The 12638-nt window shown below is 64.1% G+C and carries 12 protein-coding genes and 1 tRNA gene; 6 read left to right on the plus strand and 7 right to left on the minus strand.

The window, feature by feature from the left end:
- The coding region (locus KBA48_RS29310; protein ID WP_292912231.1) for a TonB-dependent receptor at positions 1-1269 on the minus strand (1269 nt) is incomplete at its 3' end.
- 435 nt (positions 1270-1704) lie between these two features.
- A tRNA-Ile gene (locus KBA48_RS29315) sits at positions 1705-1780 on the minus strand.
- A 184-nt stretch (positions 1781-1964) separates the two neighbouring features.
- On the opposite strand from KBA48_RS29315, the gene KBA48_RS29320 reads away from it, so the two are divergent.
- Positions 1965-2594 carry a 2-hydroxychromene-2-carboxylate isomerase gene (locus KBA48_RS29320; RefSeq protein WP_292912232.1) on the plus strand — a complete coding sequence of 210 codons (630 nt, stop codon included), beginning with the start codon at positions 1965-1967 and terminating at the stop codon, positions 2592-2594.
- 22 nt (positions 2595-2616) lie between these two features.
- Here KBA48_RS29320 and KBA48_RS29325 read toward each other — a convergent pair whose 3' ends face one another.
- Both KBA48_RS29325 and KBA48_RS29330 read right to left on the minus strand, forming a co-directional pair.
- Positions 2617-3150: a hypothetical protein gene (locus KBA48_RS29325; RefSeq protein ID WP_292912233.1), complete on the minus strand. Its 534-nt coding sequence runs from the start codon at positions 3148-3150 to the stop codon at positions 2617-2619.
- Between the two features lie 8 nt (positions 3151-3158).
- The gene (locus tag KBA48_RS29330; RefSeq protein ID WP_292912234.1) at positions 3159-3719 is read right to left on the minus strand and encodes a hypothetical protein; all 561 of its coding nucleotides are present in this window, start codon (positions 3717-3719) and stop codon (positions 3159-3161) included.
- Positions 3720-4016: 297 nt separating this feature from the next.
- On the opposite strand from KBA48_RS29330, the gene thrC reads away from it, so the two are divergent.
- From thrC to KBA48_RS29345, 3 genes are read left to right on the plus strand one after another with little or no spacing between them, the layout of a single operon-like run.
- Positions 4017-5426: a threonine synthase gene (gene thrC / locus KBA48_RS29335; RefSeq protein WP_292912235.1), complete on the plus strand. Its 1410-nt coding sequence runs from the start codon at positions 4017-4019 to the stop codon at positions 5424-5426.
- Between the two features lie 17 nt (positions 5427-5443).
- Positions 5444-6745, plus strand: a complete 1302-nt coding sequence (locus tag KBA48_RS29340; RefSeq protein WP_292912236.1) for a pitrilysin family protein — start codon at positions 5444-5446, stop codon at positions 6743-6745.
- Between the two features lie 48 nt (positions 6746-6793).
- A complete protein-coding gene (locus tag KBA48_RS29345) occupies positions 6794-7402 on the plus strand; it encodes a GNAT family protein (RefSeq protein ID WP_292912237.1) in 609 nt (202 codons plus the stop codon).
- Between the two features lie 84 nt (positions 7403-7486).
- Here KBA48_RS29345 and trxA read toward each other — a convergent pair whose 3' ends face one another.
- Positions 7487-7810, minus strand: coding sequence for a thioredoxin TrxA (gene trxA / locus KBA48_RS29350; protein WP_292912238.1), 324 nt, complete (start codon positions 7808-7810; stop codon positions 7487-7489).
- 241 nt (positions 7811-8051) lie between these two features.
- On the opposite strand from trxA, the gene KBA48_RS29355 reads away from it, so the two are divergent.
- Entirely contained in the window at positions 8052-9188 is a 1137-nt protein-coding gene (locus KBA48_RS29355) for a hypothetical protein (RefSeq protein WP_292912239.1), read from the plus strand.
- A 10-nt stretch (positions 9189-9198) separates the two neighbouring features.
- A complete protein-coding gene (locus KBA48_RS29360; protein WP_292912240.1) occupies positions 9199-10584 on the plus strand; it encodes a hypothetical protein in 1386 nt (461 codons plus the stop codon).
- Between the two features lie 13 nt (positions 10585-10597).
- Here the strand turns inward: KBA48_RS29360 and KBA48_RS29365 are convergent, their stop codons facing one another.
- Both KBA48_RS29365 and KBA48_RS29370 read right to left on the minus strand, forming a co-directional pair.
- Positions 10598-11827: an SLC13 family permease gene (locus KBA48_RS29365; RefSeq protein WP_292912241.1), complete on the minus strand. Its 1230-nt coding sequence runs from the start codon at positions 11825-11827 to the stop codon at positions 10598-10600.
- Between the two features lie 348 nt (positions 11828-12175).
- Positions 12176-12638 (minus strand): hypothetical protein (locus tag KBA48_RS29370; protein ID WP_292912242.1); only part of this gene is annotated, 463 nt, incomplete at its 5' end.

The raw sequence follows: 12638 nt of genomic DNA on the forward strand, positions 1-12638 counted from the left end.
GGTGCGGGAAATGACGGGCGCCGTCGCGGGACCGCTGGCATAGGCAGCGCGGCGTTCGGCGATGTACATTTCCTGGGTGAAGTAATAGAGGCCGGCCGTGAATTCCACCATGTCGGAGAAGCTGGATGCATAGCGCAACTCGCCCGAATATTGGTGCTGACGTTCCCGGTTGTCCGGGAACTCGAACACGGTGTAGGGGGAACCGTCGAAATCGGTGGAGGAGTTGAACTTCACCTCACGATAGCCGGTAACCAGCGACACGACCCCGTGCCCGACATCCAGGCTGGCATCAAGGATGGCATGGCCGGCCTTGGTGTCAACATAGCCCTGATCATTATGGTTGATGTCATACTTGTCCGTGGGCGGCGTATAGCCGAACACGCGCTGCACGGTCGCGGGCGAGGCCACAAGCTGGCCATTGACCAGCAGCATGCGCGGATTGATGCGGCTGTCCAGGTTCTGGGACGCCGATGAACCGCCCTTGTCCCGGTAATATTCACCGATCAGGTCGATGGTCAGCACGTCATTGGGCGTCCAGCGGAAGGTGGGCCGGATGATGGAGGTATCGACATCGGGCTTGGTGCGACCCGTCGTCAGGTTCTTGAAATAGCCGTCGCGGCTTTTCGACATGGCCGCAATCTTGCCGGCCAACTGCCCCTCGACAATGGGGAACTGCACGGCCGCCGACACATCCATGCGGTCATAATTGCCATAGGTGACCTTGATGTCGGCTCCAAGATCGCCATTGGGGCGCGTGGACATCACGGAAACCGCACCACCCGTCACATTCTTGCCGAACAGGGTCCCCTGCGGCCCGCGCAGCACCTCCACCGAGGCAATGTCGAACGTGTCCTGCATGGAGGCGGGGCCGAAACCGATATAGATGCCGTCGACAAAAGTGCCCACCGCCGGGTCCACGGTGCGGATCGTGTTGGACGACCCGATGCCCCGGATGAAGAAGTTGGAGAATCCGCCAAAGGTGCCCGACTGGTTCAACTGGATATTGGGCGCCATACGGCCCACATCCACCAGATCGGTGGCGAAGCTCTTCTCGATGGCGTTGGCGTCAAAGGCCGTGATGGCAACCGACACGGATTGCACATCAACCGCACCCGCGCGCTTCTGGCTGACCACCACGATCTCGTCCAGCATCGGGGCAGCATCTTCCTTCTTCGGCTCTGCGGCGGCAGCCGGCAGCGCGCCCGCAAGCAGCGCCAGGCCCATGGCCAGCAGGGACGGACGCGAGAACAGTTCCGCACGCTTAGACATCTTGAACCTCCCCATGGGCCGTTCAGGCCGGCCCTTTGCTGTGCGGCGCCGGTATCGCAGCGTATATGTGGGAAAACCCGTAAAGGCCCACCAAATACCCTGTTCGATCCGGCGCTATCGGTCTTTGTGTATAAATTCTATAAGGTCTACGTATGCATGACGGCAAGGACAAATCGCCCGCCGAGCCAAATTTTTTGTAACAACTGTTGGAAATCATGCCGTGAGGCGCCGGAACCCGCCACCTTCCCCAACAACCAGCTCACAGAGGCGAAACCACTCTCAGCAAACGAAGCCGGCGACACCGCTGCAATGCCCGCAAAACGGGAAAGACCCGACAATTTCTGTATACAAAATTGCCCACAAAATCATAAAAGGCACCGACGCAACACCAAAACAGAAAGGCCGCCCGGGAGCACACGGGCGGCCTTCTTTATCTGGTGGGCCCGGAGGGACTTGAACCCCCAACCAGACCGTTATGAGCGGCCGGCTCTAACCATTGAGCTACAGGCCCCCACCAAGCGCGGGGCCGCACAATGCCCCAAACGGTTGCCCCAAGGCAATACGGGATTTTTGGCCGGGCATTTCCCCTTTTCCGGCCGGGTATGTGCCGCCGCGCTTGGGCCTTGCATCGGCGGGCCAACGCTGGCAAGCCTTGCGGCCAGCAAGAGCCCTATGACAGCGGAGTGCCGACCGCCATGCCCGGTCCCGTCACCGTCGATTTCTATTTCTCCCCCGCCAGCCCCTATGCCTATCTGGCCGGGACGCAGATGATGAAGCTGCAGATCGAGACGGGGTGCCGGGTGGACTGGTATCCCGTCTCCGCCCGCGCCATCATCAAGGCCGCCGGCTATGACATCGAACAGGCCGTGCCGCATTCAGGACAGTTCAGGCCCGATTATCGCCGCACCGATCTGGCCCGCTTCGCCCAACTGTATGGCGTGCCGCTGCGCGACTATAAGGATGTGGTCATGCCCAACCCGCCGCGTCTGGCACTGGCCTGCGCGGCGGCGCGGCGGTTTGATGCGGGGCAGGTTTTTGCCCGCGCCCTGATGAAGGCCATTTTCGTGGACGGGATCAGCCCTGCCGACGACGCCCTGTGCATCAAGATCGCCAATGATACGGCCGGGATTGAGCCGCACCTGTTCCAGCCCATGCTGGAAGATCCCGAAACGGCGCGCATTCAGGATACCTATGTCCAGGCCGCCGTGGCCGCCGGCTGTTTTGGCGTGCCCAGCTTCGTCGTGAACGGAACCGAGATGGTATTCGGCAATGACCGGTTGCCGCTGCTGCGCCAGGCGGTTCTGGAGGCAAAAGCCGCCGGATAAACCCCTGGTGACGCCCTGATGATCAGGCCACAGCCGGGTCGCCGTTGCGGTTGGCCACGGGCGGCGGGGCGGGAAAGACGGAAACGGTGCTGTAGCCCTGCTCGACACTGTAGCGTTTTTCCGCCTTGGCGCGGGCGGCATGTTCATCGGGCGCCCAGACGCGGAACCGCCGCTGCCCCTGCCAGGGCGGACCGTGGCGGCCCACGGCAACGGTCGGCGCCTCCACCGTCACATACCAGCCCACATCAGCCGGCCCCCGCTTTTCATCCAGAACGAAGGTGCGGTTGGCCGGATGCGCCAGGCGCAGCAACTCGGCGTCAACCTGGCTGATTTCCTCGATCAGATGATCGACGGTGCGCTGCTGGTTGCGCACCTCCCGGCCCAGGGCCAGGCTCTCACGGCCCGCAACGCGCAACCGTTCCACCTGTTGCTGCCGTTTGGTCAGCAATTGCGTGACACGGCGGCGCGTGTCGCGCACCCGACGCATGGATTGTTCCAGCGCCATGGCAAAGGCCACCGCCACGATCATCACCACGAGCAGGATGGGGCCGGTCATGGCACCCCTCAACCCGCCGCGGCTTCGGTGGTCGTCGCCGCACTTTCCAACGTGATGTTCAGCAAGGAGAAACCCAGCGGCATGGGGAAGATGCGCCCCGCCTCCCGCTTGGCATCGGCCAGATTGTCGGCCCAGATTTCCACCACCTGCGGATTGGCCCATTCCATATCCAGCGTCGGGTGGCGCTTACGGTCGGTCAGAGCCTGCTGCACCTGCCGGTTCACCATCCAGGCGCGGAACTTGGCCACCGTCTGCCCTTCCGGTCCGATGATGCGCACGGGCGAGTTCGCCTCCCGCCGCGCATCGACCAGGGCCTTTTCCTGTAGGAAGCGGCGGCGGCGCAGTTCGGACAATTCGGCCTGAAGCTCCGTCAGGCGGGCCTTGCGGTCGCTGCGGCGCAGGTCGAACTTCGCCTCCAACAGGGAACGGCGGGGAAGAACCTCCTCAATCCGTTTCAGATCATGGCCGGACTGGATCGAGCTTTCCGCATACCGACCCATAAGATAGGTAAAGAGATAGGCCCCGATGCCCATCACCATGCCCATCATCAAGGCCTGCATCCACCCCATCGCCTTGCCATCCCTTTCTATGACTGCGCAACAAATATGCAACCGTTAGGTTCGGACTCTATCCTGCATTTAAGATAAACGTTCGCGGTCGCGAAGGAAACCATTGATCCGATACCACCTAAGCCCAGGGCCGCGACAAGATGAATAGGGCCGCCCTACCGCTTTTGGTGGTGCCCCGCGCTGTCGGGTCAGGCATGAGCCAATGACACCCTGCTACCCGCCCCCTGCCCTTGCGGCACGCGCCCGTGCTGGCTAGGGTACGCGCCGTCATGTAAGCCGCATCGGGTCGAGGTAAAGGTGTCCTATATCAGCACGCGCGGCCAGGCGCCCGCCCTGGCGTTCGACGATGTCCTGCTGGCGGGTCTGGCCCGCGACGGGGGCCTTTATGTCCCGGCGGCCTGGCCGACGCTGACGCCGGACGATCTGCGCCGTTTCCGTGGCCTTTCCTATGCCGAACTGGCCGTGGAAGTGATGCTGCCCTTCCTGGGTGGCACCATCAATCGGGCGGATTTCACGAAGCTTGTGACGGCCGCCTATGGCACGTTCCAGCATAAAGCGGTGGTGCCGCTGACCCAGATCGACAGCAATGCCTGGATGATGGAGCTGTTCCACGGCCCCACACTGGCCTTCAAGGATGTGGCGCTGCAGCTTCTGGGGCAGTTGTTCGACCATGTGCTGACCAGGAAGGACAGTCGCGTCACCATCGTGGGCGCCACCAGCGGCGACACCGGGTCGGCGGCGATCGAGGCCTGCCGCGACCGTGAACGCGTCGATATCGTCATCCTGCACCCGCATGGCCGCACGTCGGAGGTGCAGCGCCGGCAGATGACGACGGTCCTGTCGTCCAACGTCCATAATGTGGCCCTGGCCGGCACGTTCGACGATTGCCAGGACGCCGTGAAGGCCATGTTCAACGATCAGCCGTTCCGCGACGCGTTGAACCTGTCGGCGGTCAATTCCATCAACTGGGCCCGCATCATGGCCCAGATCGTCTATTACGTGGCGGCTGCCGTTGCCCTGGGCGCGCCCGACCGCGAAGTGGCCTTTGCCGTGCCCACCGGCAATTTCGGCAATGTCTATGCCGCCTATGCCGCGCGCCAGATGGGCGTGCCGGTGGCCAAGCTGATCGTCGGCACCAATGAGAATGACATCCTGGCCCGCTTCTTCGCCTCTGGTGAGATGAAGGCCGATGGTGTCGTGCCCACCCTGTCGCCCTCGATGGATATCCAGGTCTCCTCCAATTTCGAACGGCTGCTGTTCGATCTGATGGACCGCGATGGTGCCGCCGTGGCGCAATGCATGGCCGGGTTCCGGGAGACGGGACGGTTCGAGGTCAGCCAGGGTCAGTTGGCGCGCGTTCGCGAGCTGTTCGCGGGCTATCGCTGTGACACCGAACAGACGTTGGATGTGATGCGCGAGGCCTATGCCGGTTCCGGCTATCTGGTCGATCCGCACAGTGCGGTCGGCGTGGCGGCGGCCCGCCATGCCGGTCTGGACCCCGCCATCCCCGTCATCGTCATGGGCACGGCACACCCAGCCAAGTTCCCCGATGCCGTGGAAAAGGCGACGGGCCTGCGCCCACCCCTGCCCCGTCATCTGGCCGATTTGTATGAACGACCCGAACGACTGGATATCCTTCCGAACGATATCCAGATATTGAAGGATTATGTGCGCGCCCGCGCCCGGGTCGCCAAGCAGCAAGCCTGAAACGGATTAGAGATTACGTGAGCAACAGCAGCTACCCCGCCGCCCCCGGCACCCGCGTCACCACACTTCCCAACGGCCTGCGCGTGGCCACCGACGTCATGCCCCATGTCGAGACCGTATCGGTCGGCATCTGGTTCGGCGTGGGCAGCCGGCATGAACCGCTGGCCGCCAACGGGGTGGCGCATCTGGTTGAACATATGCTGTTCAAGGGCACGCCGACGCGCGACGCCTTCGCCATTTCGGCGGAGATCGAGAATGTCGGCGGCCATCTGAACGCCTATACCAGCCGCGAACAGACCTGCTACTACGCCAAGGTCCTGAAGGAGGATCTGGGTCTGGCGCTGGGCATCCTGGCCGACATGGTCCAGAACCCACTATTCGACGAGGGGGAACTGGCCAAGGAACGCCAGGTGATCCTGCAGGAGATCGGTCAGGCGGAAGATACGCCCGACGACATCGTCTATGACCATTTCCTGGCCACCGCCTTCCCCCAGCAGCGGCTGGGCCGTCCGGTCCTGGGCACGGCCGACGTGGTGGAAAGCCTGCCGCGCGCCGCCATGGTGGATTATGTGACGGGCCGTTATGTGCCCGCCAACATGGTGGTGGCCGCCGCCGGCAACATCACCCATGAACAGGTGGTGGAACTGGCAGCCCGGCTGTTCACCTATGCCGGTGCAGGCGAGGTGACGGGGGCGGAACAGGCCCTGTATCACGGGGGCGAGTTCCGGGAGGATCGCGACCTGGAACAGGTGCATGTGCTGCTGGGCTTCGACGGCGTGTCGAACAACAGCCCGGACCTGCACGCCGCCATGGTCCTGTCCACCCTTCTGGGCGGCGGCATGTCGTCCCGCCTGTTCCAGGAAGTGCGCGAAAAGCGGGGGCTGGTTTATTCGGTCCACAGCTTCAACTGGTCCATGGCCGATAGCGGCGTGTTCGGCATCTATGCCGGCACGGGGCCGGAGCGCACCGCCGAACTGATCCCCGTGATCTGCGATGAAGTGCGCAAGCTGGCCGGCACCCTGACCAGCGATGAGTTGGTGCGCGCCAAGGCGCAGTTAAAGGCCAGCCAGTTGATGGGGCTGGAAAGCACCACCAACCGCGCCGAACAGTTGGGCTCGCAGCTTCTGACCTATGGCCGTGTCATTCCGCCCGCCGAAACGGTGGCCAAGCTGGACGCCGTCGATCTGGCTGCTGTTGCCGCCTGTGCCGACCGTATGTTCGGCAGCAAGCCGACCCTGACGGCGCTGGGACCGCTGGATGGCCTGGAAAACCTGGACAGCGTGACAAGCCGTCTGGCAGCCTTAGGCGACAACGCCTAGACTACAGGCAACCAAGAAACGAGAACCGGTGGGGGGGACAGGAACAGGATGATCCGTTTGATCCCTGACGGTCTGTTAAGCCCCCCGCCTTTGCGCGTTGACGGCCCCAATGTCTTCATCCGCCCGGCCCAGCCGCGCGATTGGAAACAATGGGCGGAAATCCGGGAGGCCAGCCGCGAGTTCCTGGTACCCTGGGAGCCTACATGGCCGCCTGATGCCCTGACCCAGACAGCGTTCAACCGCCGTCTGCGCCGGCAGGCCGCGGAATGGCGCGATGACGAGACCTACAGCTTCCTGACCTTCGAACAGCGCAGCGAACAGGTGGTGGGCGGCATCGGCCTGACCAATGTCCGGCGCGGTGTGGCTCAGATGGGGTCCATGGGCTATTGGGCGGGCCGCCCCTATGCACGGCGCGGCTATACATCGGAGGCGGCGCGCCTGATGCTGTCCTTCGCCTTCGGGCAGTTGGGCCTGCACCGGGTGGAAGCGGCGTGCCTGCCCTCCAATCAGGCCAGCAGCGGCGTGCTGGAAAAGGTCGGCTTCACCAAGGAAGGCTATGCGCGGGCCTATCTGCGTATCAACGACAAATGGGCCGACCATGTGCTGTACGCCATCCTGCGCGACGACTGGGCGGCGGACCGGCATCAGCGGGCGTGAAAAACCCGCCCGGTAAGGGGCGGGTTTGTCCGGGAACCTCGCCCAAGGTCAAGAAATCCTGACCTTGGCGCCAGCATCAAAAGATCAGAGGCTCTGTTCGATCCAGCTTTTCAACTGGGACTTCGGCAGGGCGCCGATCTTGGTGGCGGCGACCTGACCATCCTTGAAGATCATCAGCGTCGGAATACCACGGACGCCATAACGGCTGGGCGCCGTCGGATTCTCATCGATATTCAGCTTGGCGATGGACAGCTTGCCATCCAGTTCGCCGGCCAGTTCGGTCAGGCTGGGGGCCAGCATCTTGCAGGGGCCGCACCATTCCGCCCAGAAATCCAGGAGAATCGGCCCCTCGGCCTTCAGCACGTCGGCTTCAAAGCTGGCGTCGGTAACATTGATGATTTCAGCCATTTTTTCCTCGGGGGCTTCGTGTCATGGGTACGGCCCCGTTTCGGGCCGCCTCTCGACAGGAAATGTAGGCACCCGCCGGACCCCGGGTCAAGCCGGTGACACCAACACCCCTGCGCTGCACCATCAGCGGCTTGAAAACGGTTAAGCGGCGCACGGAAAACTGTCCAACCATCTGAAATACGAGATATAACAAAGGTGATGCCGCGATGGTGGCAGGGTATGACGAACGGATCGGTCGGACATGACGGACCAAGGGGACAGCGGGCGTACCCGCAAAATGATGGAAGATTTCGCGCCCGCGACATTCGAGGAGCGCGGGGTTACCGTCCCCTTCACCACACCGCTGCTGAGCCAGGCCCGCTTGCGCCGCGACCAGAACGAACGGTTCGAGTTCCTGCTGCCCAATTTTACGGCCGGCAAGGGCACCTATGTCCTGCCATGGAAGGGCTTGCCCAGCGTCATGACGCTGACGCTGCATGACCGGCTGCTGTTCGAAGAGATCGAACAGTTGGAAACCCATTCACCCGAACAGATCCGAAGCTGCGCCCTGTCGGTACAGGCGACGGGCGTCTGCGGTCCGGACGCGGCCACCCGCGCCAGCGAACTGCGCGATCAGGACAGCCAGTATCTGGTTCTGACCCAGTTCATCCTGGTGACCGAACTGCTGAAGCTGGTCAATATCAGCGCCGCCGACCTGCTGCGCCCCGGCATGACGGCCGATGACAGCAAGCGCGTGGCCCGTCAGGCCCTGGCCAAGGTGGCGTCGATGGTGGATATCCCGCCCGACGACATGACCATGCGCGTCGATCAGCTTGGCGAGGCGGTGGCCCCCGTCGGCCTGCCACAGGCGCCGAAATCCGGCCGGCTGCGGACATTGTCCGACCGGCTGCACGCATTCGCGCAGGGCACGCAGCATTTCGCCGATACCGACCCGTCGGAAGCGGCAATGCTGGGCACCTATGTCTCCACGGTTGCCAATCACACGCTGACCCTGGCGCGGCAGCGGATCGGCAGGCTGGATGCCGCCTGCCGCGACGCGCGGCAGATCATCAATGACGCCCCCAAGCTGCACAAAGCCATCCAGGAATATGTGGCCCGCATTTCCTGGCTGCTGGATGGCTGGGAATTCCTGATCGCCATGTGGGAAAGCGTCAGGGACGAACCATCGGCCACCAAGCAGACAACCATCACCGATATTTCCCGCCTGCTGCCCATGATCCCGAAGGAGGAGATCAGCCACGCAACCGAGAACCTGGACCTGGACGCCATTCAGCGCATGCAGAAGAAATGGGTCAGGGTCAATCAGGACTGGCGCACCGGCGTTCTGGACATGGATGCCGTCATGCGCCTGGAATCCCTGAAAGCGGCGATGGGTTGAGGGGCGCGGCATGAACGACAAGAAACCCGCCTCCGGCATCACCCCTCCCGGCAAGTCCAGCGACTGGGCCGCGCTGGGCGCCGATGTGCTGCGCCTGCCCGACCGTAAGCTTCTGCAGATCTATCGCCTGCTTGAACAGGTGGGCGACAAGCCTGAAGTATCCGGCGCGTTCGAGGCGATGCGCCCGCGCCTGACGACCTTGCGCCCACCACGGCGCCCGGCCCTGTCGCGGCTGTTCTTCCTGCCGGCCGAAGACATGCTGGACGATGCCGAGCATTACAGCCGCCGTCTGAACCGTATCTGCCGCTCGACCCTGTCCCCCTGCTGGCAGGCGGTGAAGGACCATATTCCCGCCGCCCTTCAGCAGGAGGTGTACCGGGAGGTCTCCCATGTCGATTACCGGGATGGCGCTGCCATCGCCGTCCTGTGCGAACCCCTTTGGCAGGCCGGAGTCGAGGCCCTGGCCAGGGTCATCACGGATTGCCAGAACAATCTCAAATACAAGATCTCCCTGTTCGGGCGGGACGATGACGTACAGCGGCAGCTCGACACGCTGCGCCAGATCCTGAGCGTCGCCGTCAGGATCGAGAAGCTGAAGGCCGCCCTGCCCCCCCGTCCCATCCTGGACCTGGCCGAATCGCATGTGGAGATCATCCGCGCCACCCTGATTGATCTGGGCAAGGAGGATGCGGCCCTGACCCAGCCGCTGTTGCTGGTCCTGGCGTCCCGCATGCAGCGGCCGGGTGAGTTGCTGCGCATGCTGAGCGAGGTGCGGCTGGGCGGAACGGTCGCGGAGAAGGAAAACCTGACGCGGGAAATGTCCGGCTATGTGGTGGGCAACCTGCTGCGGCAGACGGGCGATTTCGATCGTGAGAACCCGCTGATCCATGGCGATCCGGCCAGTCTGGCCGCCGCGGCGGAGCGGCTGACCGATGGTCTGAACTCCGTCAACGACACGGTGCAGGGCCTGAAGGACAAGGAGATTTCCGCCAAGGTGAAGAATGCCCGGGCCGAGATCGGGCAATTCGTCCTGAAGAATATCTGCGCCGACGTGGACAAGGGCCTGACAGAAGCCCTGTTCGGCCATGGCGGCGCCCTTCCCAGCAATGAAGACGTCAAGAAGGCCGAACAATTCGCGCTGGCCCTGCGCCGTTCATCCAAGCTGGCGGGACCGTTGGGCATCCAGCGGGAGGTCACGGCCAAGATCAACGAAGCGCGACAGCATGTGATCAGCAATACGCTCGCGACCCTGCGCGACACCCCCCGCAACCGCGATGGCTCCATGAATGCCGACGCCCAGCGCCAGATGTTCAACGGGCTGCGCATGGTGGAAATCCTGGCCGGATCGGACGAGGCGGAGCGGCTTTTCCGGGAATGGAGCGCGCAGTACCGTTGACGGCAGGCCGGGGTCAACCCGGCGCATATCCCATGACGGCCAGCCAGACGATCGCCAGGGCCAGGGATATCAGCGTCATGGGCACCCCGCATTTCGCATGCTCAATGAAGCCCAGGGTGACACCGCTGGCTGCCGCGCGTTCCACCACGATCAGATTGGCAAGACTGCCCAGCAGCAGCAGATTGCCGGACAGCGTGGACAGGACGGCCAGGGCATAAAGCGCGCCCTCCGGCGGGCTGGGCCAGACCTGCATCAGCAGCAGCACGGCCGGCACATTGCCAATCGTATTGCTGGCCGCCAGGGACAGGGGCGCCAGCACCGACAACCGGTCCAGCGCCCAGCCGCTATGGGCCAGGGCCGCCACCATCTCCCCCGGCAGGCCGGTACGGGCCAGGGCCGCCGTCACCACGAACAGGGCCGCGAACAGCACCAGCAGATGCCAGTCCACCAGCCCCAGCATGCGCCGGCTGGCGAAACGGCGGCTGACCAGCATGGCGGCGGCCACAGCCAGCACCCCTTCCTCCTGCGGCAAGGGTGTCGCGAAAAAGATCAGCAGCACCAGGGTGGCCAGCAACGCCTTTTTCAGATGCCACAAATCCAGGTCGGGCGGCGCCAGCGGCAAGGGCGGGGCGTCCACCATCTCCAGCCGGCCGCGCCAGACAAAGGCGACGGTGGCGAAGACGCAGACCATGCCCAGCAGGGCCGGCACGCCACAGGCCGCCAGGAAGGGCCAGAAATCCAGGTGGCCCAACTGCCCGATCAGGATGTTCTGCGGATTGCCGATGATGGTGGCCGCCGACCCGGCATTGGCTGCACCCGCCAGGGCGATCAGGTAGGGTCTGGCATCCAGACCCCGCGCCAGCAGCCCGGCACAGAGCAGCGGCGTCATGGCAAAGACCACGACATCATTGGCCAGCACCGCCGACAACCCGCCCCCCACGGCCACCACCAGCGCCAGCAGCGCCACCGGGCCGCAGGCCGCCTGCGCCAGCCGGACGGCGCACCAGCCATAGAAGCCCGCCAGTTCGAACTGCGCCGACAGGATCATCAAGCCCAGCAGGATGAACAGGGTCGGAAAATCGATGGCCGTGTGCAGCGCGTCTGCCGGCATGGCGCCGGCCAGCGCCAGCACTACGGCCCCCAGCAGCGCGATGCCGGTCCGGTCGATCTGCAATCCGGGAAACCGGCCTATGGCCATGCCCAGATAGACCAGCACAAAGATGGCGAGGATCAGGAGGGTCATGCGGCGGGGCCATGGTTGGAGACGCAACGATCAGATGGGGTACATCGCGGCGCGCGGCGGAGCCACGGGAATTGTGGAGGACCGCGTTATACTGTTTTGCGGTGATCAGAACCTGTTGGTTCTGATCACCGCCCTCACTCGCCGGCGCCAACATTCGTTGGCTTGGCTACGCCGCACACGCGGCGCGGCGGCAGTCGCCGCCGTACCAAATTGCGATAAGTTCCACTTGGCGCAATTTGGTATTAACCCTGTGAAACACTGCGAAACGGGGTGTGGAGGGATGTTGCTTTGCCGATGAGATGAAAATTCTCCCTCATGCGCCGGGCGCCACCATCCGGCCGCTTGGCATCACCCTTTCAGGTCCATGGGCTTGTCACCCCAGGAGAGCCAGCGGGCCCGCGACACCCAGCGGGCGGCGGAAAGGCCGGGGGCATTGTCGACGCCATCGGCCACAGGCAGCCTGTTATGGAGAATCCAGGCCAGCAGACGGGTGGCGGGACGCGGCGGACCGCGACGGGGGAGATGATCGACGGCGCGAGCCCCCCTGTCGCGGGGGATGGGGGGCGAGGATGCCTTGACCCTGGCGCGGGGCCGCAGGCGCAGGGCGGGTGGGGCGTCGGGATGCGGCGGCGTGCCATCGCCCATCGGATCGGCATCGACGGGATGCAGATGCGGGACGGGATCAGGCAGCAGATTGTCGAAGGGCCCCGGCTCGGGGTGAAGTTCCATCGCCTCCACCTGCATCTCCGCAGGCTGGCCGTTCCCCCAGGCAGCGTCCAGGCGGCCGGCAACAGGATTGCGGCGGGGTTCG

Source organism: Niveispirillum sp. (assembly GCF_017996735.1).
GTDB lineage: Bacteria > Pseudomonadota > Alphaproteobacteria > Azospirillales > Azospirillaceae > Niveispirillum.